At 40.9% G+C, this 24,723-nt stretch carries 21 protein-coding genes; 12 read left to right on the top strand and 9 right to left on the bottom strand.

Features of this window, described 5'->3' with window-relative positions; translation table 11 throughout:
* Positions 1–4: 4 nt before the first annotated feature.
* The 3 genes from BFS30_RS23830 to BFS30_RS23820 all read right to left on the bottom strand — a co-directional run bounded on the left by BFS30_RS23830 (position 5) and on the right by BFS30_RS23820 (position 5,531).
* Positions 5–1,417: a sensor histidine kinase gene (locus tag BFS30_RS23830; protein WP_069381587.1), complete on the bottom strand. Its 1,413-nt coding sequence runs from the start codon at positions 1,415–1,417 to the stop codon at positions 5–7.
* 193 nt (positions 1,418–1,610) lie between these two features.
* Entirely contained in the window at positions 1,611–2,552 is a 942-nt protein-coding gene (locus tag BFS30_RS23825) for a sulfite exporter TauE/SafE family protein (protein WP_069381586.1), read from the bottom strand.
* Between the two features lie 21 nt (positions 2,553–2,573).
* Complete coding sequence (locus tag BFS30_RS23820; RefSeq protein WP_069381585.1) at positions 2,574–5,531, bottom strand: TonB-dependent receptor; 2,958 nt, start codon at positions 5,529–5,531, stop codon at positions 2,574–2,576.
* Positions 5,532–5,820: 289 nt separating this feature from the next.
* Here BFS30_RS23820 and BFS30_RS23815 point away from each other — a divergent pair, with 289 nt between their 5' ends.
* Positions 5,821–6,180 (top strand): chorismate mutase, encoded by a 360-nt coding sequence (locus BFS30_RS23815; RefSeq protein WP_069381584.1) that lies wholly within the window; start codon positions 5,821–5,823, stop codon positions 6,178–6,180.
* Positions 6,180–7,148, top strand: a complete 969-nt coding sequence (locus BFS30_RS23810; RefSeq protein ID WP_069381583.1) for a hypothetical protein — start codon at positions 6,180–6,182, stop codon at positions 7,146–7,148. The genes BFS30_RS23815 and BFS30_RS23810 overlap by 1 nt, the downstream gene beginning before the upstream one ends.
* Positions 7,149–7,168: 20 nt before the next feature.
* Here BFS30_RS23810 and BFS30_RS23805 read toward each other — a convergent pair whose 3' ends face one another.
* The 3 genes from BFS30_RS23805 to BFS30_RS23795 form a co-directional block, all read right to left on the bottom strand.
* A complete protein-coding gene (locus BFS30_RS23805; RefSeq protein ID WP_069381582.1) occupies positions 7,169–8,533 on the bottom strand; it encodes an MATE family efflux transporter in 1,365 nt (454 codons plus the stop codon).
* A gap of 65 nt (positions 8,534–8,598) precedes the next feature.
* On the bottom strand, positions 8,599–9,225 hold the full coding sequence (locus BFS30_RS23800; protein ID WP_069381581.1) for a helix-turn-helix domain-containing protein: 627 nt from the start codon (positions 9,223–9,225) through the stop codon (positions 8,599–8,601).
* Positions 9,226–9,248: 23 nt separating this feature from the next.
* Positions 9,249–9,734, bottom strand: a complete 486-nt coding sequence (locus tag BFS30_RS23795; RefSeq protein WP_069381580.1) for a DUF4442 domain-containing protein — start codon at positions 9,732–9,734, stop codon at positions 9,249–9,251.
* 80 nt (positions 9,735–9,814) lie between these two features.
* Between BFS30_RS23795 and BFS30_RS23790 the strand changes: the two genes are divergently transcribed.
* The 8 genes from BFS30_RS23790 to rpiA all read left to right on the top strand — a co-directional run bounded on the left by BFS30_RS23790 (position 9,815) and on the right by rpiA (position 18,544).
* On the top strand, positions 9,815–10,123 hold the full coding sequence (locus BFS30_RS23790) for a phosphoribosylpyrophosphate synthetase (RefSeq protein ID WP_069381579.1): 309 nt from the start codon (positions 9,815–9,817) through the stop codon (positions 10,121–10,123).
* Positions 10,124–10,179: 56 nt separating this feature from the next.
* Entirely contained in the window at positions 10,180–10,371 is a 192-nt protein-coding gene (locus BFS30_RS23785) for a coproporphyrinogen III oxidase (protein WP_069381578.1), read from the top strand.
* Positions 10,372–10,507: 136 nt separating this feature from the next.
* Complete coding sequence (locus BFS30_RS23780; RefSeq protein WP_069381577.1) at positions 10,508–11,728, top strand: MFS transporter; 1,221 nt, start codon at positions 10,508–10,510, stop codon at positions 11,726–11,728.
* Between the two features lie 81 nt (positions 11,729–11,809).
* Positions 11,810–12,706 carry an oxygen-dependent coproporphyrinogen oxidase gene (hemF, locus tag BFS30_RS23775; RefSeq protein ID WP_069381576.1) on the top strand — a complete coding sequence of 299 codons (897 nt, stop codon included), beginning with the start codon at positions 11,810–11,812 and terminating at the stop codon, positions 12,704–12,706.
* 131 nt (positions 12,707–12,837) lie between these two features.
* Positions 12,838–15,435: a DNA gyrase subunit A gene (gene gyrA, locus BFS30_RS23770; protein WP_069381575.1), complete on the top strand. Its 2,598-nt coding sequence runs from the start codon at positions 12,838–12,840 to the stop codon at positions 15,433–15,435.
* A 23-nt stretch (positions 15,436–15,458) separates the two neighbouring features.
* Positions 15,459–16,547: a tetratricopeptide repeat protein gene (locus BFS30_RS23765; protein WP_069381574.1), complete on the top strand. Its 1,089-nt coding sequence runs from the start codon at positions 15,459–15,461 to the stop codon at positions 16,545–16,547.
* A gap of 86 nt (positions 16,548–16,633) precedes the next feature.
* Positions 16,634–17,782 carry a tetratricopeptide repeat protein gene (locus BFS30_RS23760; RefSeq protein ID WP_069381573.1) on the top strand — a complete coding sequence of 383 codons (1,149 nt, stop codon included), beginning with the start codon at positions 16,634–16,636 and terminating at the stop codon, positions 17,780–17,782.
* Between the two features lie 66 nt (positions 17,783–17,848).
* The gene (rpiA, locus tag BFS30_RS23755; RefSeq protein ID WP_069381572.1) at positions 17,849–18,544 is read left to right on the top strand and encodes a ribose 5-phosphate isomerase A; all 696 of its coding nucleotides are present in this window, start codon (positions 17,849–17,851) and stop codon (positions 18,542–18,544) included.
* 126 nt (positions 18,545–18,670) lie between these two features.
* On the opposite strand, the gene BFS30_RS23750 is transcribed toward rpiA, so the two are convergent.
* Positions 18,671–19,453 (bottom strand): NIPSNAP family protein, encoded by a 783-nt coding sequence (locus BFS30_RS23750; protein ID WP_069382637.1) that lies wholly within the window; start codon positions 19,451–19,453, stop codon positions 18,671–18,673.
* Between the two features lie 205 nt (positions 19,454–19,658).
* Between BFS30_RS23750 and BFS30_RS23745 the strand changes: the two genes are divergently transcribed.
* Positions 19,659–21,818 (top strand): FUSC family protein, encoded by a 2,160-nt coding sequence (locus BFS30_RS23745; protein WP_069381571.1) that lies wholly within the window; start codon positions 19,659–19,661, stop codon positions 21,816–21,818.
* A gap of 51 nt (positions 21,819–21,869) precedes the next feature.
* Entirely contained in the window at positions 21,870–22,280 is a 411-nt protein-coding gene (locus BFS30_RS23740; RefSeq protein ID WP_069381570.1) for an organic hydroperoxide resistance protein, read from the top strand.
* A gap of 57 nt (positions 22,281–22,337) precedes the next feature.
* Here the strand turns inward: BFS30_RS23740 and bioB are convergent, their stop codons facing one another.
* On the bottom strand, positions 22,338–23,345 hold the full coding sequence (gene bioB, locus BFS30_RS23735) for a biotin synthase BioB (RefSeq protein ID WP_069381569.1): 1,008 nt from the start codon (positions 23,343–23,345) through the stop codon (positions 22,338–22,340).
* A 16-nt stretch (positions 23,346–23,361) separates the two neighbouring features.
* Positions 23,362–24,711 (bottom strand): magnesium transporter, encoded by a 1,350-nt coding sequence (mgtE, locus tag BFS30_RS23730; RefSeq protein WP_069381568.1) that lies wholly within the window; start codon positions 24,709–24,711, stop codon positions 23,362–23,364.
* Positions 24,712–24,723 lie beyond the last annotated feature (12 nt).

Here is a 24,723-nt window from a genome sequence, read left to right as displayed (position 1 = left end):
CGGTTTAGGTTCGGGCAGGCAAAGTTATAATAAATTTACTTCCTTCGTTCTCCTTACTTTCGACAATGATACTTCCTTCGTGTTTTTCAATAAAATCTTTGCACAAGACGAGCCCTAAGCCCGTTCCGGTTTCATTATTAGTGCCTAAGCCGATCATTTTTTTTTCGATGCGAAATAGATTGTTCAGTGTTTTACTGCTCATTCCTACACCATAGTCAACGACTGAAATCCGTACTGATTCACGGCCGTTATGTTCGTTGATGACGAGCTCAGAGCGAATTTCCACGCTTCCAAAATTCGGCGTAAACTTAATGGCATTGGAAAGCAGATTTCTAAATACGGTATGGATCATGTCCATATCTGCAGAGATGGAAAGGTACTTTGATACTAAATTGATTATTTCAATGTTCTTTTGAGCCGCTACAATTTTAAGGATTTCAATGCTCGACTGGACGGTTTCATACACATTGAGCCGCATGGGTTTAAAGTGGAGTACACCGGCCTGGTTGGTCGACCATAGCAATACATTTTCTAACAATTTGGAGCTGTTGTTTAAGCTGTTTTGTAAAAGATTATACATCTTTTGCCGCTCTTCATGATCACTTTCAAATAGGCCTTCTTCCAGGAATTTTGTCAATGCGATTGCAGAATTGAGCGGTCCCCTGAGGTCGTGTGCCAATATAGAAAAGAACTGGTCCTTACTGGCATTTGATTTTTCCAGTTTCACATTTGATTGAGAAAGTTTCTCATATTGGTGCACCAGTATCGATTTCTGGGACTTAATTAAGCGGTCTTGCTTGAGGCGGGTCAGGTTGTTGTTCCAGAATACCCGGCCAATTGCATAGGTTACGGCAATCACGCAGAGTGCATCTATGGCAATCAGCATGACTTCCTGTTGATCCGGTTGGGTTAAATATACCCCGTAACAGAAAAAGAGATAAACAACAGTCAGATATAGGATCAGATTCAGCGGACGAATGAGTAAAGTCGATGCATTTAAAAGACAGGCCAGAAGAAAAATGATAATGGTCCTGTCCAATGCCTGGTCATAAATCGAACAAAGTGCCCCGGCAGTGGCAAAGACCAAAAATACCAGGTGAGGGAACAGGCTAATCAAAAGAGTGTGCTCCCTGGAGCTGCGTTTTAACCATAAACCGCTTAAAAATAAAATCAGACAGATCAGGCCCAGATAGCTATTTAAAGCGAAGAAATTGTCCAGAGGGTTTAAGGTGTGCGGTTGTTTACCAAAAGTATTGTAACTGAAATATAAGTGGATAATGATCGTAACCGGAACAAATAGTCCGGTGATGGCGGTGGCTCTGCTGAGGTTCGCTGTTCTGACCTCTTCTTCAATGATCATTTTGTCGAGAGCAGGTGTTTTGAAACGCTGAAAAAAGGAGGGGAGAGTCTTTGCCATTTGATACTGATAGCAAATTTATTCTTTTATTTGACAAATAGCTAATCTTTTGAAAATGAGTTATTCAACCTCTTTCTTTCCTTGTTTTTTGAAGGAAAGATATAAGTATTTTGTATAGAAATATTTAATCGTAAACAAAAAGATTGCCTTAAATAATGTTGATTTATCATTACTTAAGGCAATCCGGTATTTTTTAAATTAACTTGTCCAGCGAATTCCAGATGATCCTCAGACTGGAAAGGATCACGATGACCGCTACTCCGATAAACATTTTCTTCATTGGGAGTTTGCCCACCAGACGGGCTGCGATTGGAGCTGCAGCGACACCACCTACAATTAAACCTAATATAGACTGCCAATGACTTACCCCAAGAATAAAGAAAAAGGTGACTGCACTGGCCATGGTGACGAAAAATTCAGTTAAGCTGACTGATCCGATCACATATTTGGGTGTTCTTCCCTTTGAGATCAGGGTGGAGGTGACCAAAGGGCCCCATCCGCCTCCGCCAAAAGAATCCAGAAAGCCTCCTGCGCCGGCAAGCCAGCCTGCACGTTTAACTTTTTGAGGTTTAGGTTTTTCCTTAAAGGCATTACTGAGAATCTTAATCCCCAGCGCAAGGGTATAAGCGGAAATTACCGGTCTGATATACTGAGAGAAGGCTTCTCCTGCATATCCAAGTAATAATGCCCCGGCAATAGCCCCCAGTACTCCCGGAATTAATAAGGTCTTAAATAGTTTTTTATTGACGTTACCAAAGCGATAATGACTGAATCCGGAAGCACCACTGGAAAACATTTCCGCGGTATGGATGCTGCCGGAAATTACTGCCGGGTTTAATCCTCCCGACAGGAGTAAGGTGGTTGATACTACCCCGTAACCCATGCCAAGTGCACCGTCCACCATTTGAGCAAGGAAACCTACCGCCAGCATCCAGAGAAACTGATCGTCCATCTGCCCGTAAAGCTCTTTTCCAAAAGCAACAACAGACGCATAGGAGAGGTAGGAGGTAACAGCATATCCGATAAACAAAGCGGCAAGAAGAAACAGGCAGAAATAGGCGATTCTCTTCCACTTTTTCTCCTGAGATCTGCTTCTTTGTAAGGCCAGGCCGATATCGTTATCTTGTAAACTCATTCTAATTGTTCTTTTGAAAATCTATTTGGTTAACAAACCGTCAAAGGTGACGGCTGCATAATAAAGCCCGCCAAGGGTGGGGCCTCCTGCATACTGTACATATTTTTTATTAAACAGGTTGGTACCTCCAACTTTGAGGTTTGCTTTTGCCTGTGGAACCCGGTAGGTGACCTGTGCATCAAAAGTATGATAGGCAGGTACAGTTCCGTTTACCAGCGGACTTTCCCATAAAAATTTCTCCTGCCATCTCCACACGATGTTAAAACCAAGATTTTTTACAATTTCGCGGTTCCCAAAGGAAATGTTAGTGGTCCAGTTTGGGGTGTTGAAGCCGGTAACAAAGACATCTTTTTGTTTGTTTTCTGTGATGTCATTATAGCTTACATTTCCGGCAAGTGTGTATTTTTTATGAAAGTTATAAGTCAATCCAAGGGAAGACCCGAAGTTGTTGTATTTGTTTTTTGCATTGGTATACACACGGTAACGGGTTTGCTGTCCGTTTCTGTTGGCAGCTAACATCGCAATTACCGCTTCATCCGTCCCGACTGTAGCTTGAGTGGATAGGGGATTGTCGGCATTTTTCTGATAAGGGACTGCTACTTCCACCTGGCCTAAAAATCCGGTATATTGATTGCTGTAAGCATCAATATCTATGACCAGTTTATTGTCAAGCAACACACTCTTATAGCCAACTTCTACAGAGTTGATTCTTTCTGGCTGAGTGGCAGTCAGTGTGGTTGCCTCTAATAGCGCGCGGTTTTTTAAAGCAGCATCATTAGCCGTTATTCCGGTTGCAACATCCTTATTTACTGCAGCATTAAAAGTGTTAATTGAAGCAAGTGTATAGGAGTTGTCCAGGTAATTCAGGTCTTTGTTGATGTACTCCAGTCCGCCAACTCTTCTGATATTTCCATTGTTTACAAAAGAAAGCGCCTCGAAAAGAGCCGGAAAGCGATAGCCATTCTGGAAGGAAGCCCGGAAGTTGTGCTTTTGGGCAAGGGTATATACTGCTGCAACTCTGGGGTTAAATTTGGCTTCAAATTCCGGGTTATAATCTACCCGCAGTGAACCGAATACTTTTAACCGCTCATCAAAAAACTTTTTGGTTACCTGGGTGAAAGCGCCAAATTTCTTATAGTATACATTGTCGCCAAAACTGCCATCGGCCAAAGGCTGGTTTCGCTCTGCATTTGGTCTTTTGAAGTCGACAAAGTTGTTTCCATCGGGAATCACTTCGTAAATCCGGGCGTCGGCACCTACTAAAAGATCTACAAATTTTACTTTGCTGGATAGGTCCCATTGTCCATCTGCATGATAGGTACGGCTCAATTGACGAAGCCAGGCACCTCCCGTAGCAGGTGCATCACCGCCAACAACAGCTTTATGGTCCCAGTTGTTGATTTTTACGATGGTATTTTTCAACTCATTGAATGCCGGAGTTCCGGGTTCTACACGGCCTGCATCGGCAGCACTTCTGGCTGTTCTCAGGGCCTGAGCCAGGGGTACTCCGCTATTAATTTCATTTTGAAGCGCGGTTTTAAACTTTGCTCCCCAGACGGAATTGGTACCTCCACTGGTAATATCAAGGTTGTCCACAAGGGGTTTGATATTGTAAGAGTCGCCGGTATTTTCTACTGAAACATAAGTTTTGATGAAGTAATCTGACCCTTTAAGTTCCAGTTTATGGTTCTGAACTACGACATTATCCAGCTGGATCTTGTTTCCGCGTTGAAATACACCATCCATTTTACCTACACGGTACTGATAGGAGAGCTCCGCATTATCTGTAATCCGGTAGTGTAGGGCAGCATCAAATTTAAGGTTGTCGACTATAGGGTTGACTACATCTTTCTCATAATATCCCGTACGTCTGACAATGATACTTTGGTTTCCTGTTTTTCCGGGAATGTTGTTAATGCCGCTGATGGTTACTGCATTACTTCCATTGTCGTCCCCATATTTATTCCAGGCATCATATGCCGGGTTGTTTTCGTTTCCTGCCAGTTCCGGGAAGGATGGATTTGCGGTGTTTAAATTGTTCGGGTTCTGATCTGTACGGGTATCCGAAAGCCAGTCTGTTCCGCGGAGATAACTCAGGTTTACTTTAAAAGCGAACTTGTTGTTGAATGCTTTTGCATATCGCAATGCCGTTTCTGAAAGATGACTAACGCTTCTTCCGGTTCCGCCAACATGATTCAGTCCGTTTTTCGTATAAATACTTAATCCCTGGTATTGAAAAGGGCTTTTGGTGATCAGGTTTGCCATTCCATTGATGGCGTTCATGCCATATAAAGCAGAGGCGGCGCCCGGGGTGATTTCTACACTGGCAATATCTAATTCTGTGGGGCCTATTGCATTACCAAGCGGCACTCCGAGGGTGGCGGCCTGCATATCTACGCCGTCCACAAGTTGTACAAAGCGAAAGTTGTTTGGGATATTAAAACCCCGGGTATTGGGTACTTTAAATGTGATGCTGGAGGTAGTCATCTGAACACCTTTGACATTCTCCAGTGCATCATAAAAACTGGGAGCCGGAGATTCTCTGATGGCCCTGATGTCTAGTTTTTCAATGGCTACCGGAGATTTAAGTATGCTTTCCTGTACTCTGGATGCCGTAATCACGACTTCGTTCCCGAGGATGGTCTGTGTAACGAGGGCAATGTTTAATTTTGATCCTGCGTCATTTACCTGGAATTCCTGAGATTTAAATCCCACGCTGGTAAACACCAGGGTAAAAGGGAATTTTAGTTTGGAACGGAGTTTAAATTTACCGCTGCCATCGGTATTGGTACCGGCAATGGTTCCCTTAATCAATACGTTTACTCCTGGAAGAGGAGCACTGTTTTCCTGATCTGTAACTGTACCGCTTACCTCAATAAGCTGGTTTTCCTGTGCATTTAGTCTTAGCTGACTGAATATGGTAATTAAAAAGATGAGGGTAAAAAGAATGGTTTTGTTTGTGGTTAAATTTGTTTTCATTAAATTTTTAGGAATAAGGGTGGTGTGAAGGGTTATTAATGCGGTTGTTGGAGGATGGAATCGATAACATCAGGCAACAGCAACACCTATATTCTTCAGCATTATTTCTAAAAATAACAGAGATCAGATGGAGTAATTGTTTGGTCATATATAAAATCTATGGAATTAGTAGGCAATATTATAATATCTTTCTGAATAAACAAAACTATTTAGAAAGATTCTGCTGTTTTTCTTTGATTTTGATTCAATTGTCCCTTAATTAGCGCTGGTTAATCAAGCTTTATCTCCTATGAAATTCATTTATTCCATCCCGCTTACTGTACTGATCTGTTTGTTGTTTTCCGGATTTTCCTATGCACAAAGCAGTGATACCACGTTGACTTTCCATCGTAAGAAGATTGATTCCCTGGATCAGAAACTGATCGAAATTCTGGGAGAGCGGGAGCGGGTGGTAAAAGAAGTTGGTATTTACAAAATGAAAAATAATATCGCTCCGCTTCAAAAAGGACGGTTCAAACAAATATTGGATAAGAATGTTAAAATGGGAGCAGAGCAAGGATTATCTGCGAAACTAATCATTAGCGTCATGAATGCCATTCATAAGGAAAGCCTGATGATTGAGCGTGCAGTAAAAAAAGAAGAGGAATAATGAAAAAAACGACATTATTGACTGCGATGTTATTGCTTAGCCTGGCCGGTTATGCACAAAAAAGTGCGTTTGTCGGAAGCTATAATGGCACAAAGCCGGAAATCGCTCAGGAGCTTTTAATTTTACCTGACCACCGTTTCTTATTCTCCCTGAGTTACGGATCAGTAGATCAGGTGCTGACCGGCAGCTGGACGGAGGAGGGAGGGAAGTTGAGCCTGAAAGAAGAGAAGACCTCGGTAGATCCTTTCCTGATCTTTGGCGGGTACAATAGCAGACTGGGAAATGGAAAACATTTCACTTTTAAAGGTTATGCCGATAATGTCTCTGTTGCACTGAGCGTTGAGGATGTCTTTGATGCAAGCAGCTTTAAATTGCTGCATTCGCGTGATCAATCTGTTTTCAGTCGTACTAATCATTTAGACTTTACTGCCAAACCTGTCCATAAATTTTTCCTTTCCAGAGCAGTTTCCAACGCCCCCGGGGAAGAAAGTAACCAGGTTTATGCTTTCCATCCTCAGTCGGAATGGAATGATTTTGTATTGTATTATAGCAGTGCAGCAGACTCTCCTCCTTTATCTCTGAAGGCTGAGCTAAAAAACGACAGTTTGTTTTTATTTGAAGAAGAGCGGGAAGGACGTTATTTTGCTGTAAAAAGAGAGTTGCCGGAAAATCTGACCCCGGAAAAGCTGGATGCTTATTTTAAGAATTCCAGGGTTCCTGATTCCTTGTCTTTTCCCGATAGCACAGGCAAAGTACAGACCTACCATATTTTGAGGTCCACTGAACACTTTAAATCGGCATTGACCATTCAGGATAAGGATGCCTATTTTAAAAGAGAAGATGAGGGATCAGCCCTTGACCCTATTCAGACCAATCCTGTTGGGGAGGTGACCGGAATTGCTCCGCCTAAAGTTACTGCGCCTAAAAACAAAACCAGGAAGAAGTCAATTCCGAAAAGGCCTCTTTAGCAGCCTCATTTTCCATAGAATTATGCCGCCCGGGAGATCAACAGACGGGTTTTATTCTGAAATCTGAAAAAAAGCAATGTAGAAGCGGTTAAAAGGCCAAAAGTAAGCCCATACCAGATTCCACTAACCCCCCAGTCGAGTTTAATACCCAGCAGATAGCCCAATGGAATTCCAATAATCCAATAGGCCACAAAAGTAATGATGGTGGGGATATTTACGTCGCCGATTCCTCTCAGTACACCCAGACCAACGACCTGAGTACCGTCAAATAATTGGAAGAATCCTGCAATGATCAATAGCTGTGCGGCAATATTGATTACTGCGCTATCTTCTGTGTAAATATAGGGAAGCAGGTTATTGGCAACAATAAATAAGATTGCAGTAATACTCATAAAGAGAATAATGACATGATAACTGGCAATAGCAGATTGTCTGAGGTCATTGAAATTTTTCTTTCCAAAATTGTTTCCTGTTTTGATGGTGGCTGCTGACGCGATTCCGCTGGCCATCATATAAGTTACTGAAGCCAGGTTGATGGCTACCTGATGAGCGGCCTGTTCCACGGCACCGATGGTTCCGATCAGGATGGCGGCACCACTGAAGGCACTGATCTCAAATGAGTATTGTAAAGCTACCGGAGCACCTATTTTAACAATTTTCAGCGCCCTGACTTTGTCAAAGAAGGTCAGCTTAAAGCTTTTGATATAAGCCTTAAAATACTGCGATCTCATCACATATATGGACATTACAGTTGCCATAAGGCAACGGTCTATCAATGTGCTTAAGCCAACTCCTTTAACCCCCATAGGCGTAATACCGAACATCCCTTTAACAAAAATGATTCCCAGAACAATGTTCAGCAGGTTGCCCCAGATGGAAACAAACATCGCTTGTTTGGTAAATCCCAGTCCTTCTGCAAATTGCTTAAAAGTCTGGAAAATCATCAGGGGAATAATGGATATCCCCAGATACCCCAGATAGGGTTTTGCATAGGCAACCACTTCCGGGGATTGGCCGATGTGGTCAATGACCAATAAGGTGCCCAGATGCACAAAGGCATAAAGCAGGATAGAAGTGATCACATTTATGATGAGGCTGTTGGATAGGAGCTTGCCGCATTCATCGTAATTTTTTCTTCCGTTTTCCTGGGCCATTAATGGAGTCAATCCATAAGAAATTCCCATTCCAAGAACCAGGATCAGCATAAAAAGGCTGTTCACAAGAGATACTGCTGCCAGTTGTACGGTACCGGCAAAGTGTCCAACGATTACACTGTCAGCTAAATGAACGAGCGTATGCCCAAGTTGTGAAACTACAATTGGCATAGCCAGACGTAAATTGTCTGAATAATAAGGTTTATATTTTGAATAAAGTTTACTTAGCATTGTTGCAAAAGTCGGTAATTCCGGCTTTATTTTTAGGCGATGTAAAATAATTTTACATCCAGTTGTTATTGTATTGACGTGAAATATTCTTCTTTTTCCGAAGTGTGTGGCTGAATTACACCGCTTATGATCAGGTTTACGAGTACTTTTTGTGCCTTTTTATAAGAGCTTCTGGTAATTTTGCTGAACTCTTTTAAGGTAATCCGACCTTGTTGCCCCAGGTATTCAAAGAGTTTCTTTTCGTAGTCCGTATAACTGATGAGCTGTCCGTTCTGATCTCCGCTTTTTTTGATGACATCTACAATGATTTTACTGGCCAGAAGGCTCTTATCCTGTACCCGGAAATAAACCCACCATTTTTTATTTTCATCCAGGGCATAATGTGGTTTGGTATCACTGGCCTGGATGCTGACTACCAGGACCAGTTTGTCGTCCACATAAATCTCCTCAAACTCAGGTTCTATTGCCGGCCGGCAGAACTGATGGGCGGATTTAGTGATCATATACCTTTCTTCATCTTCGGATTTTACTCCTTTAATGGTTCCGTCATCAGCAACTCCGATTAATAATTGTCCGCCTTTATTGTTGGCAAAAGCGACGAGACTTTTGGCAATCTTTTCGTTGCTGGTAATTGTTTTCTTGAAATCCAGGGTAGTTCCTTCGCCTTGCAGGATGAGTTTCTTGATATTCATTGGACTGTGACTTAAACATAGGGTTAATAAGCAATGCGTGGTTCTTCTCCCTGATGCAGGTTTCTAACGTACACTTCATTCATGACCGTTGCACAAAGTTCCCCCTGTGAATTGGTGATTTCCATTGGGTAAGCTTTAACAAACTTCCCGACGGTATTTAACGCTTCAATTGCCTCATTTAACATATCATCATTAACCGTGATGGTAAAAAATAAATCTCCCCGTCCCGGTTTGAGGTATTGAATAGACGCACTTTTCAGCCATACCCGGACTTTAAAGCCTTGTCTCTGGAGGAGCTGGTCAAACAATAATGCGTAAAAAGGATCGGTAGCGGCATAAATGGTTCCTCCAAAGATGGATCCGTTATAGTTTTTATTGAAAAGGCTTTTATTGATCTTTACATCCACTCCCCGAAAATCTTTATGGAATCTCTTTACCCATATGCGCTGGAATAATAAAGGAGGGTAAAAACAAAGGCCCCATTTGAGGGTTTTTTCTGATACAACCATGATGCTTAAATATCAGAAAGTTTATTGAACTATGAAATTTTAATCTGGTTACTAAAGTAATTTTTTAGTAAATTAGAGATATGTACGTATACGACACCCTTACCGCCGCAGTTTCAGATCTCGAAAAAAGAGGTTATGAATACGATTTTATTCTGGGTCCAGATTATATTGAATGTAAAGCCATCGATATGCAGCTGATGCCGGAAGAGTTTGAGATTGATGAGTTCTACCGTTTTGAGGGGATGAATGATCCTGGGGACAGCGCAGTGATTTACGCCATTTCTTCACCGGTGGGAAATCTTAAAGGGGTAATGATAGATGCCTATGGTGTGTATGCAGAAAATGTCTCTCCTGAACTTTTAGATAAACTAAAGATGCATCATGAGTAAAAAATGAAACTTTTATGGTTTCTCCTTGTTCTTTAAGTGTACCAAAAGGAAATCCTATGAAAAAATTAATTTTTAATGTGGCTTGCGCAGCAACTATGATGATTGCTGTTTCCGCATGTAATTCCACAAAGAGTGTTTCAGGAGGTTCTGATAGCACTAAAGTCGATACATCGATGAAACTCAGAGATACCACTAAAGTGATGGACACCACAAAAACTTTACCTCCGGACACGATTAAGAAACAATAAAAAGGCGAAAGTTTTTAGTAAGGTGACATAGAGAATGGCCAGGTCTGATGATCTGGCCATTTCGCATATAAAACAGAATAAATTTCCTGGTTAATTAAATTTGTTTGTACTTTCAGCGCATCAACAAACCTCCACAATGAGTACTGAAGCCAACAATAAAAACGTATTTCTCCTGGTATTGGTCGCCGCGCTTGGCTATTTTGTAGACATCTACGACCTTCTTTTATTCCTGATTATTAAAAATAAGAGCCTGGCAGCGCTGGGTGTTCCCGCTGATAAGATCACAGAAACAGGCCTGAACCTGATGAACTGGCAAATGGCTGGTTTGCTGATCGGAGGTTTTTTCTGGGGAATTCTTGGCGATAAAAAAGGCCGTTTATCCGTGCTTTTTGGCTCCATTCTGATGTATTCTCTCGCTAATATTGCCAATGGTTTTGTGACCAGCATTCCAATGTATGCTGCATTTCGCTTTATAGCAGGGGTAGGGCTTGCAGGTGAACTGGGAGCGGGTATTACCCTGGTCTCTGAGAGCATGAGTAAAGAAAAGCGTGGATATGGAACGATGCTGGTTGCCGGAATAGGTTTAAGCGGCGCTGTTGCTGCTTATGTGGTAGGAGATTTATTCGAGTGGCGGAATGCTTTTTTTATCGGCGGTGGGCTGGGAGTGTTGCTCCTTTTATTGAGGATCGGAGTTTTTGAATCCGGGATGTTTAAAAACATGGCGGAGAAAGCGGTTTCCAAAGGTAATTTCATGATGTTACTGACGAAAAAAAGAGGTTTTAAATACCTGAATTGTATTTTAATTGCGGTACCGGTATGGTTTGTTGTAGGCATTCTGATTGGGATCGCCCCTGAATTCGGAAAGGCGTTACATGCGCAGGAATACCTGGATAATGGAAAAGGGGTCATGTTTGCCTATATCGGAATTTCGATCGGGGACTTTCTGACGGGTGCCTTGAGTCAGGTATTCAAAACGAGGAAGAAAATCGTATTTATCTTTTTAACGCTGACTTTCGGAAGCATGCTTTTATACCTGCTGAGTACGGGCTGGACCGCCAGGAACTTTTATACATTCTGTTTATGTACGGGTATTTTTACCGGATATTGGGTGGTATTTGTGACCATGGCGGCTGAGCAATTCGGTACGAATTTAAGGGCTACAGTGACCACTACAGCTCCGAATATGGTACGGGGTTCACTGATCCTGGTTACGATGTTGTTCCAATGGCTGGCCGGAAGCATGGGGATTGTGAATGCCGCGCTTTGTGTAGCGGTGATTACGGTAGGTATGGCGTATATCGCCCTTTATAACCTGGATGAAACTTATGGACGTGATTTAAATTTTATTGAGGAATAGTGTCAAAAAAATGTACTATCTCAACTTTTGGGCGGACAGCGCTTTTTTTAAGGTTAACTTTGAGCTTAAGTTTTAAAGAAAATGGGGTTTAAAGATAAAGTAGTTGCAGCTTACCAGAAAATTCAGGATACCATTTGTGAAGGTCTGGAACAGGCCGACGGAAAAGGACGTTTCGAAGAAGAATTATGGAGCCGCGACGGTGGTGGTGGTGGCAGGACCAGGATTCTGCAGAATGGAAATGTGATCGAAAAAGGAGGCGTGAACTTCTCTGCAGTACATGGCAAATTACCTGAGGCTATAAAAAAGGCATTTAAGATCGAAAGTGATGATTTTTTTGCCACAGGAGTATCTATCGTGATGCATCCCAATAATCCTTTTGTGCCGATCATACACATGAACATCCGCTATTTTGAGATGGATGATCAGACCAGGTGGTTTGGCGGGGGGATAGATTTAACCCCTCATTATGTAATTGATACAGATGCCAGGTTTTTTCATCATTTGCTGAAGCAAACCTGTGATGGGTTTGATGCTGCCTTTTACCCTAAATTTAAGGCGCATGCAGACGATTATTTTTTTATTAAACATAGAGAAGAGACTAGAGGTGTAGGTGGAATTTTCTACGATAAACTGAAACCTGAAAATACGGGAATGGATTTTGACCGCCTGCTGGAGTTTTCTGAATCGGTAGGGAATACCTTTCTTCCCGCTTATACGGAACTGATCGATAGAAACCGGGATGCAGACTTTAGCCAGGAAGAACAGGAATGGCAATACCTGAGGAGATCCAGGTATGCCGAATTTAACCTGGTCTATGATGCAGGGACTAAATTTGGTCTGGAAACCAATGGCCGTATTGAGTCTATTCTGATGAGCCTTCCTCCAATGGCGAAATGGGTGTATAATTTTCAGCCAATTCCCGACAGCCCTGAAGCTTACACGTTGAGTAAGCTGAAAAAAGGCATTGAATGGGCTTAATTCGCCTTTTTATACCCGAAATATATACGACAAAATTTTTCCACAATGCGCCTTAATGGCGCATTTTTTATTAAATTCGCAAGGTTATAAGAATACCACGTTTAAATCGTTCTTAGGGAACATTACTATTTATGGCAGAAGATTTAGAAAATCAAGAAAACGACAAAATAATTAAAATCAATATTGACGAGCAGATGAAGTCTGCTTACATCGATTATTCGATGTCGGTTATTGTATCAAGGGCTTTACCTGATGTTCGTGACGGATTAAAACCAGTACACCGCCGTGTTTTATACGGAATGCTTGACCTGGGACTTGCAAACAATAAACCTTATAAAAAATCTGCCCGTATTGTTGGGGAGGTATTAGGTAAGTATCACCCGCATGGTGACTCCTCTGTTTATAATACCATGGTAAGGATGGCCCAGGAATGGAGCCTGAGATACCTGATGGTTGAAGGTCAGGGTAACTTTGGATCTATCGATGGTGACTCTCCGGCAGCGATGCGTTATACGGAGGCCCGTTTCCAGAAGATCGCAGAGGATATGCTTGCAGATATCAATAAAGACACGGTAGATTTTCAGTTGAACTTTGATGATTCCCTTCAGGAACCAACAGTTCTTCCGTCTAAAGTTCCGAATTTACTGATCAATGGTTCCTCCGGTATTGCGGTAGGTATGGCCACCAATATGCCACCTCACAACATTACAGAGACCATCAATGCAACGATCGCTTATATTGAAAATAATGAGATCACGATCGCGGAGTTAATGAAGCATATCAAAGCACCTGATTTTCCTACCGGAGCCATTATTTATGGTTATACCGGTGTTCAGGAAGCCTTTGAAACTGGTAGAGGCCGTATCGTAATGCGTGCTAAAGCGGAGATTGAAGCCACTAAAGACCGGGAAACCATTATCGTGACTGAAATTCCTTATCAGGTAAATAAGGCGATGATGATTGAGCGTACCGCTGAACTGGTAGGTGAGAAAAAAATTGAAGGAATTTCTAACATTAAAGATGAGTCTAACAAGGATGGTATCCGTATCGTTTATGAAATTAAACGGGATGCGAATGCTTCCATTGTATTGAATAACTTATTCAAGCAAACTGCCTTACAGACCTCATTTAGTGTGAATAATATTGCGCTTGTAAATGGCAGGCCGCAGATGTTAAACTTAAAAGACCTGATCCGTCACTTTGTGGACCACAGGCATGATGTGGTGATCCGCAGAACCAAATTTGAATTGGCAGAAGCGAACAAAAGAGCACACATCTTACAAGGTTTATTGATTGCTTTAGATCATTTAGATGAAGTAATTAAATTAATCCGTGGTTCTGAAACTCCTGAGGATGCCAGAACAGGATTAATGGAAAAATTTGGTTTAAGCGATATCCAGGCGAGAGCAATTCTTGATATGACCTTACGTAGGTTAACAGGACTGGAACGTGATAAGATCAAAGAGGAATACAATGAGTTAATGAAGCTGATCGAACATTTACAGGCCATTCTGGATTCTGAAGACCTGAGAATGAAAATCATTAAAGACGAATTAACCGAAATGATGGAAAAATATGGTGATGAGCGTAGAACTCAGATCGTACATTCCGCAGAAGACATGAGCATGGAAGACTTCATTGAAGATGAAGACGTAGTGATCACAATTTCTCATGAAGGTTATATCAAACGCACACCGGCTACTGAATACCGTACGCAGGGAAGAGGTGGTAAAGGTTCAAAAGGAAGTGATTCCAGAAATGAAGACTTTATTGAACATTTATTAGTGGCTTCAAACCACAATTATATGTTGTTCTTTACCGAATCAGGACGTTGTTTCTGGTTAAGGGTATATGAAATCCCTGAAGGATCAAGATTGAGCAAAGGTAGAGCCATACAGAATATTATCAATATTCCTAAGGAAGAGAAGATCAAAGCATACATTAAGGTGAAGAATTTGAAAGACCAGGAGTATCTGGAAAACAATTACATCATCATGTGTACTAAAAAAGGAACGATTAAAAAGACCTCTTTAGAAGCTTATTCAAGACCTCGTGTAAATGGTATCAATGCGATTAACATCAATGAAGGTGATCAGTTACTGGAAGCGAGTTTAACAACAGGATCAAGCGAAATCGTGATGGCTTTACGTTCAGGACGTGCAATTCGTTTTAACGAAGAGAAAGTAAGACCAATGGGCAGAACGGCTACGGGTGTTCGTGGAGTTACCCTTGCACACGATCAGGATGAAGTAGTTGGCATGATTGCTGTTGATGATCCTAATGTAACCATATTGGTAGTTTCAGAAAAAGGTTATGGTAAACGTACTGATATCGAAGATTACCGCGTTACTAACAGAGGTGGTAAAGGTGTAAAAACCATTAGCATTACTGAAAAAACAGGTGCGCTGGTAGCGATCAAAAACGTAACCGATGCAGATGATTTAATGATCATCAATAAATCGGGTATCGTAATCCGTATTGTGGTGAGTGAATTGAGAGTAATGGGAAGAGCTACCCAGGGTGTTCGTCTGATTAACCTGAAAGGAAACGATGAAATCGCTTCGGTTGCTAAAATTGAGCATGAAGATGAAGAGGTGGAAGAAGGTGAAGGTGCAGAAAGTGTGGTCGTTACTGATGCAGTAGCCACAGAGGAGCCTGGTGCAGAGACTGAAGAAGCAGCTGAAATCGAAGAAGAAGAGGAAGATGACACTGAAGAAGAAGAAAACTAAATTTTTGACCATAAATTAACAAGATGAAAAAAGTACTTTTTAGTATATTGTTTGTAGGTGTAGCCACTTATGCAAATGCGCAAAAAAGTGAAGTAAATGATGCGAAGAAAGCATGGGCGCTTTTAGCAATTGCTAAAACTGAAACATTAGCTGATAATCTTAAAACACTTAATGAAGGTTTAGCACATACTGACAAGGCTATCGCTCATGAGAAATCTAAAGGAATGCCGGAAGCCTGGTCTTACCGGGCGCTATTTGCTTCCAGAATTGCGTTGGTAGACTCAGTGGACGTGAACAATGCCAAAGCAAATCAAAAAATTGCTGAGGAAGCAATTGCTCAGGCTAAAGTTGTAGATACTAAAGGTGAGGAGAAAGACAATATTCAGCAAGCTGAAGTAAATGTGAGTAATGCATTGAGAAACAGAGCAATTTATGCTTTCAATAAGAAAGATTTTGCTTCTGCATTAGATGCTTTTAATGAGATTACGGCTAAAAACCCTCAGGATACTTCCATGTATGTAAATGCTGGTGTAACTGCTAAAGAATTGCAGAATTATCCTGAAGTAGTTAAAAACTTCAAAAAAGCCATCGAACTTGGATACAAAGATTCAAAAGTGCTTTATTCTGAAATCGTGAATGTTACTTTCGATAAAATGAAAGATAGCGTAGCAGGTTTAGCAGTATTGAAAGAGGCTGGAAGCAAATTCCCGGATGATTCTTATTTCATCGGCATGGAAACAGATCTTTACATCAAAAAAGGTGACATCGCTAAATCTCAGGAGATGTTAAACAAATTGATTGCAAAAGATCCAAAAAATGCAATTTACCAGTATTTAATGGGAGATACCTATTACAAACAGGCTTTGGCAATTCAAACGCAAAGAAATGCTTTAGATGCTAAGAAAACTAAAGAATTTAATGCACTTGGCGCAAAAATGACCGGACTGATTGATCAGTCTATTCCTTTCTACAAAGCTGCTTTGGATTTAGATCCGAAAAATGAAAATGCATTGGAGAATTTAAAGATCATTTATTTGTTTAAAGACGATAAAGTGAACTATGAAGCTACCAAGAAAAAATTAGATGAATTAAAAGCAGCAGCTAAGCCTTAACCGGTGTTAATATGCTAAGTAAAAAGGAGGGGTAATTTTTATCCCTCCTTTTTTTTTATAAGTTTGTAAGTAGAACACGTTTTTATATGAGGAAGATCTATTTATTTAATGCTGTATTGCTGGTTTTATGGAGTGCGACCCCTGCTTTTTCACAAAAAAGCCAATTGCAGATCGCTAGAAATAGTGTAGGAAAACTGCAGATTGCCATTGGTAACAAAGCAGATGAGAAAAACCAGCTGGGGATATTGGGAGAGGGGATAAAAGCGGCAGAATCTGCTCAAAACGACAAAAAGACGAAAAAATGGCCTGAAACATGGGCTATAAAAGCATACCTGAGTTCGTACGTGTCTATTATAGATTCTGATGTAGCGAACTCCGACAGGTATTATAACCTGGCCATCGAAGCGATAGACTCGGCTAAAAGACTGGATAAGTTTCAGGCAAATTCACGCTTAATTGCAGCGTCAGTTTATAATGTTAATATCAAAAAGCAGGAAAAAGGAAATACTGCATATGCCAATAACGATTTTTTATCAGCCTATGAGTTGCTGAAAGAAGTGAGCGATTTCTTTCCTACGGATACTACACTGGCCATCAATACCGGATTGGCAGCTCAGAACATTCAGTCTTTCGACAAAGCATTGACTTATTTTAAAAGGGCAAAAGACAATGGTATTAAAAATCCTGCGCTATTTCAGAAACTTAGCGGGATATATTCCTCAAAGTTTGAGCATGAACTGGCTGTAAAAACATTGGAAGATGGGATTAAAGCAAATCCTTATAATGTCTTTCTGACAAATGATTATATCAACCTGTTATTGGATACTGAAAAGTATAATGAAGCGATCAAAGTCATAGAATCTACTTTAAAGGTGGAAAGCAACAATAAATTATTGTACTTCTTATATGGGTATCTACATCAGAATAACGCGAACAACAGCACCGCTGTGCTGGCATATAATAAAGCGTTAGGTATAGATGAGAACTATTTTGATGCACTTTATCAATTGGGACTGGCTTATGTGAACTCTGCCAATGAAGCATTGAAATCCAAAAAAGCCGAAGGTGCCCCGACATTTTCATCTTATATCAACAGAGCTGAGGTTGCTTTATTACAGGCCCATGAAATTAATCAGAATGATAAATCTACGGTGCAGCTGCTGATCGATATTTATACCCGTAAAAACAGATTGGATAAAGTTCAGGAACTGAAAAGTAAACTGGAGGAGTTTTAGCTATTTTTTACGGTTAGTGTATAGAGAAAAAATAACAGTTAAGAAACTGTAATATAGGTGTTTATAATGGCGGATTATAAAAGAGTAGCAGCAGAAGCGTGTTTACAGTTTCTCAAACCAGGACAAACCATAGGAGTGGGGGCAGGAAGCAGTATTTCTCACCTGATCAATTTTATCAGTCTGAGTCCGGATTTAGCTGATCATTTGATTGTTGTTTCTTCTTCTTTTAAAACACGGGCTTTAATTCAGGAAAAAGGGCTTCAATTGCAGGTTTCAGCTCAGCTCAATCAGAAACTGGATATTTATTTTGATGGTTGTGATCAGTTTGATGAAGCATTAAATGCTTTAAAAAGTGGTGGCGGAATTCATACCAGTGAGAAAATTCTGGCTTCAATGGCCGGGGATTTTATTTTGATTGGGGATGATTCAAAAATGGTTTCTAAATTAGACCATACTTATCCCTTAGTCATAGAAATTTTGCCTGAGGCATTAAAGGCTGTGACCGATCGTTTAAAATCAGTTTATCCAACGGCATCAGTCAAGCTGCGTATCACTGACAAAAAAGACGGGGTTGTGATTTCTGATAATGGAAATCTGCTGGCCGATATGTTTTTTGAAGAATTGCCGGAAATCTCTGCACTAAATACAAACGTTAAAATGATTCCCGGAGTTGTAGAACATTCTTTGTTTTACGGGATGGCAACTAAAGCCATAATTGCCGGTGCACAGGGGACTGTGATCCTTAATAAGAAAAGAGAGTAATATTCTGATGATAAGCCAATTGATGGGCATGAGGGTAGTTGTTTAATAATTCTACTTAACATAATATTAATTATGAGACAATAATAGTGTAGGAGCTGATAGGGTGGTTTTTGCCGATATTAGTACTTATACCTGAGAATATGATGTGGGGATCAAAAAGGTATTACTAATTTTAGAAATGGTATTTGCATATTGAGAATCTGTAATTAATCTTTTCCATTCAGAGTCAGCCACAAAAGCAGCCCATCCTTTGTTGCGTTCTTCCATGTTGTTGCAGCTGACCATATAAGTCAGACGAGGCAGCTTGTCGCCGGCAATCACTTCACCAAAGAATACAGGATTTAGTTTCGCACGCTGGAAAATAGGAAACTCTCCATCATTGAACATCTTAATTTTTCTTCTTACCGCATCTTCGCTATAGCCTTCATAGGTTCTCAATTCAAATATCCGTGGTTCAGCTGACGGGATAGTTATGGCAGGCCAACCATCAAAAGAAAGCATTAAAGAAGACGTAAAACGGCTGTATATAGGTTTATCGGCGGGTATGCCGTTATATGCAGCGCTATTTTTAAGGTAATCCGGATCTGCCTTTACTTTTGTATTTACAGAAAGGTAATTTTCAAGTGAAGAATAAGGTGTTAATAAGTAAAATTTAGCTGGTTCCGATTGATTCCATTCCTTGAAAACACCGACTGTTTTTACTCCGTATTTATTCAACGCAGGAATAAGCGCTGTCTTAAAGTAATTCTCCAATTGTCCCTGGTCAGAACCGAAACGCATTTCATATTCACGCCATTCGTATACTTCTTTTTGTGTTGAATTTTTATCACCTGCAATTACAGGGCTGATGGTTACTGCTAAGCCTGCGGTTACGGCAAGCGACGACTGAAGAAATTTCCTGCGTTGCATAATGATCATGATTTTAACTATAATAAATATATATATAATATTTCGTATTTCTAAGCTGGTCCTTATCCGGGAAAACCTTTTTTTAGATCTGAGGCAAACCCGCTTAATATTCTGATAGGTTTTTGTTATTTTGCATAAAACCGCTAAAATTTGCAAATTTTGTAAATCATGGCATAGTTGATGATTATACCCCTATTTTTAAGCTATGTTTAATCGTCCAATCAGGAGTATCCAGGATTTCTTATTAAGTACCTATTTTGCCGACGGGCTCCGGATTACTTTTGGAGTGCTCTGCCCCTCCCTTATTCTCGCCCAGTTTGGCATGTTACAATACGGAATGACCTTATCCTTAGGGGCTTTGTGTGCCAGTATTGTAGATACCCCGGGGCCAATTGTACATAGACGGAATGCGATGCTGGTGACCACCGTCGCAATCACCGTAATTTCTATTGTGGTAGGGCTGACAAATAGTAATGTGTATTTTATTGGTACACTGCTGTTTATCTGTAGTTTCGTCTTTTCTATGTTTTTCCTGTATGGGCTCAGAGCTGCAGCAATCGGTACAGCAGCTTTGTTGGTAATGGTGCTGAGCATCGATGATATCAGGCCATGGAAAGAGGTGCTGGTATTTGCATTGCTCATTTTTACAGGTAGCGTCTGGTATACCCTACTGAGCTATTTTGTCTACAGAATCCGGCCTTACAGACTGGTTCAGCAGACGCTCAGCGACTCTATTCATGAAATCAGCGAATTCTTAAGGGCCAAGGCTAAATTTTATCATCAGAACACTGATTATGATGAAAATTATGCAGACTTGTTGCAGCTACAGGTGCTGGTGCATGAGAAGCAGGATGCCGTGAGGGAAGTGTTGTTCAAAACCAGGGAAATTGTACGTGAATCTACTCCTGAAGGTCGTTTTCTTTTACTGGTATTTGTAGATATGGTGGATCTGTTTGAGCAGGTGATGTCTACTTATTATAACTATGAACAGTTACATGATCAGTTCGACGATTCAGGAATATTAGCCCATTATGAGGCAGTCATCAGAAAAATTGCTGCTGAGCTCGATGAAATTGCTTTCGCCCTGAAAACCGGAGGTACCCCTCGCCCACCCATTTCCCTGATTGAAGATGTATCTAAGCTGAGAAAAGAGATTATACATCTGGAGAGTGAGAATACAGACGGCAGATACAATACTTTGGGCATTATCGCCCTCAAAAATATTGAAGTCAATATTGAGAACATCCTGTCCAGGGTAAAAACCATTAAGGGCTATTTCAATAAGAAAGAAAAGAAAAACCTGAAAGCGAGAGAAATTGATGTCGAACGCTTTGTGACCAGGCAACCGATTGATTTAAAATTGCTATCCGAGAACCTGACTTTTACTTCTTCAACCTTCAGGCACTCACTGCGGGTGGCTATTGTAATGCTGATTGGGTTTATTGTGGCCCGTTCATTGAATTTTTCACATAGCTACTGGATTTTATTGACAATCCTGGTGATTTCCAAGCCAGGGTTCAGTTTAACAAAAAAGAGAAATTATGAACGTTTGATCGGCACGGTGGCGGGTGCATTTATAGGAATGGGCATACTGGTCTATATTCATGATAAAAATACCCTTTTCATTATCCTGCTTTTTTGTATGATCGGTTGTTATAGCTTTCAACGGAAAAACTACGTGGTGAGTGTTTTGTTTATGACGCCTTACATTCTGGTCCTATTCGATTTTCTGGGCATGGGAGGTTTATCAGTGGCCAGAGAAAGGATTTATGATACGTTAATTGGTTCCGGAATCGCCTTACTCGCGAGTTACTCTTTATTCCCTAACTGGGAGCACCAGAAGCTTAAAGAGGCAATGGTGGATACGCTAAAGGCAAACATGAATTATTTTGAACAGGTTACTTTTTTATACGCCGATCAGGTTCATAACCTGACCAATTATAAAGTGGCAAGAAAAGAAGTATACGTGACCACGGCCAATCTGGCCTCTCTTTTTCAAAGAATGTTCTCTGAACCAAAAAGCAAGCAACTCCTGATGAAGGAACTTCATCAGTTTACGGCTTTAAACCACCTGTTGTCTTCCTATGTGGCAACCCTGTCCTTGTATAATAAAGAACATGCTTTTCTGATTACCAATTTTGACGACCTGAAACCGGTTGTTAACAATACGACTTACCTGATGAACCTTTCCATAGAGGTTTTATCTAATCATACCAGTACAATCAGCAATGTTCCTTTAATCCGGCAAAATATAGATAAAGAGCTGAGTCAGCAGAACAATGAAGTCATCATTCATGAGCAGTTTGATCTGATTCAAAAGGTGGCTTACGACATCTTTAAGTTGTGTGAAAAAATTAAAATATAAAACTTTAGTTCCTTCAGGATTGTTGTTTCCGTATTAAAGCAATTTTAAATTATGGAAAAAATATATACCGCATCCGTTACCGCAAAAGGTGGACGTGATGGTCATATCAAATCAAGCGACGGAACAATAGAATTCGATTTAAGAAAACCAAGAGAGATGGGCGGACAAGGTGGGGCTACGAATCCCGAGCAGCTATTTGCTGCTGCCTGGGGACCTTGTTATTTAGGTGCTTTAGGGGCTGTAGCAGAACATGACGGTGTAGACGTATCTGAGGCTACGGTAGAGGTTCATGTATCTTTCAATAAGGATGATAACGCTTTTGTATTATCAGCTGATCTGGATGTGCATATTCCTGGTATTACACAGGAAGAAGCCCAGAAACTGGCAGATAAAGCACACCGTGCCTGTCCATATTCAAAAGCAACAAGAGGAAATATTGAAACACGGGTAACTGCAATATAAAACTTAAACATAAAAAAAGACCCCGGATGATTTATCCGGGGTCTTTTTTTATGTTTATTAAGCTGTAGTTTCTACAGGCTTATTAATGGTATTCGCAGGTCTGCCATTTTTAAAAGCTTCCCTGGTTTTTAATCCCAGGATTTCAAACATTTTCATGTCATCACTAAAATCAGGGTTGGGTGTAGTCAGTAATTTATCTCCGGCAAATATAGAATTTGCACCAGCCATAAAACAGAAAGCCTGTTCCACGGTACTCATCTCGTTTCTTCCTGCAGACAAACGTACGACAGATTTAGGCATGATGATTCTCGCCGTAGCAATCATTCTCACCATATCCCAGATCGGAATTCTTGGCTGATTTTCCAGCGGTGTTCCTTTTACCGGTACCAATGCATTAATGGGTACGGACTCCGGGTGTTTAGGCAAATTTGCCAGCGTACGTAGCATGGAAACACGGTCTTCATCGGTTTCACCAAGACCAACAATACCACCACTACAAACGGTTAGTTTTGCTTTACGTACATTGTGTAATGTATTTAACCTGTCGTCATAAGTTCTGGTAGATATAATCCTTTTATAGTCATCTTCAGAAGTATCCAGATTATGGTTATAGGCATATAATCCTGCATCAGCAAGGCGTTGTGCCTGCCCTTCGGTCAGCATACCCAGTGTACAGCAAACCTCCATATCCAGTTCGTTCACTGCTTTAACCATATCAATTACCCGATCAAAATCTCTATTGTCACGCACTTCGCGCCATGCAGCACCCATACACAAGCGGGAAGCCCCTCCGGCTTTTGCTTTTTGGGCCGCATCCACTACCTGATCCACTTTCATCAGCGCCTGAACTTCCAGGTCAGTATGGTATCTTGCTGCCTGAGGACAATATGCGCAGTCTTCAGAACATCCTCCTGTTTTTATTGATATTAATGAGCTGATCTGAACTTCAGAATAATCCTGATTTTCACGATGTATGGTGGCAGCTTCGTAAACCAGGTCCAGAAAAGGTTTGTGATATATTTCTGATATCTCCTCTTTGGTCCAGTTGTGTTTTGTTGGTTGCATATAGATTGTAAAAAAATTAAAGTAATAGTTTGCTTGCTAATCCCAGCAAGAGCAAAAATCCGAAAACATCTGTAAATGTTGTAATAATTATTGAAGAAGCAATGGCCGGATCTATTCCAACTCTTTTTAATATTAAGGGAATACCTGCTCCGGTAACTCCGGCAATGAGTAAATTGCCCGTCATAGCCAGGAAAATCACCACTCCAAGAAGTGGATTACTATCAAAAAACACAGCGAAAAGAAACACAATTAAGCCGGTAACAGCTCCATTGATCAATCCAACGGTGAACTCTTTTAATACCGTACGGTAAGCCTGGTTGTCGGTCAGGTCATAGAGCGAAATTCTCCTTACCGTTACTGCGAGTGCTTGTGTTGCTGCATTTCCACCCATTCCGGCAATGATGGTCATATAAGCTGATAGCACCGCGATTTGCTCAATCGTAGAGCCAAAATGCCGGACTACCGCAGAGGCCAGGAAAGCGGTGCCAAGGTTTAGGATCAGCCAGGGCAAACGGGATTTTACAGCCTCTACCCAGTTACCACTCAGTTCCTCATCTTCAGAAACCCCGGATATCTTTAAGATATCCTCGGTATTTTCATCTTCCAGAACATCGATCACATCATCAAAAGTAACCCTTCCGAGTAATTTCATATCGTTGTCTACTACGGGAATACTGGTGATATTGTATTGGGAAATCAGTCTGGCAACCTCTTCCTGATCGGTGTCGGGTGTTACCCAGGCTACTTCCGCCTTAACGAGCTCTGTAATGTGTACATTGCCTTTTGCTTTGATGATGTCTTTTAAGGAAACAATTCCCTGAAAAACATTGTCATCATCTATAACGAATATGGTGTAAAATTCTTCGATCTCTTCACTTTGACGAATGATCTCATCAATCGCATCCTTTTTGGTTAAGTTCAGGTTTACCCGGATAAACTCGGTGTTCATCAAACCACCGGCAGTCTTTTCGTCATAGCTTAACAGATTCCGGATATTGGAGGCATCATCCTCACTTAAATCTTCCAGAATTTCTTTCTGCTCGTGTTCTTCCAGCTGAGAAATGATGTCTGTTGCATCATCGTAATCCAGCTCTTCTACAATCTCGGTACGTTTGTCGGGATGAAGCTGGAGTAACAATTCCTCCGGGTGAGATTCTTCATGCATTTCCGAGATCACCTCAGATGCAATCTCTACAGATAAAAGATTGATGATTCTCTGCCGGTCGTCTTTGGTGATACTTTCGAATAGGATGGCTATTTCCGACGCGTGATATTCCTCAAGAATAACTTTAAGTTGTTCATCATCACCATTTAAGGCGTTCTTAATTTTAGATACGTCTGTTTTGTCCAGGTCGAAAGATTGCATGCGTAGCCAAAG

This window comes from Pedobacter steynii (genome assembly GCF_001721645.1).
Taxonomy (GTDB): Bacteria; Bacteroidota; Bacteroidia; order Sphingobacteriales; family Sphingobacteriaceae; genus Pedobacter; species Pedobacter steynii_A.
The sequence above is the reverse complement of the archived record's forward strand: the minus strand, read 5'-3'. Positions and strand labels throughout refer to the sequence as shown.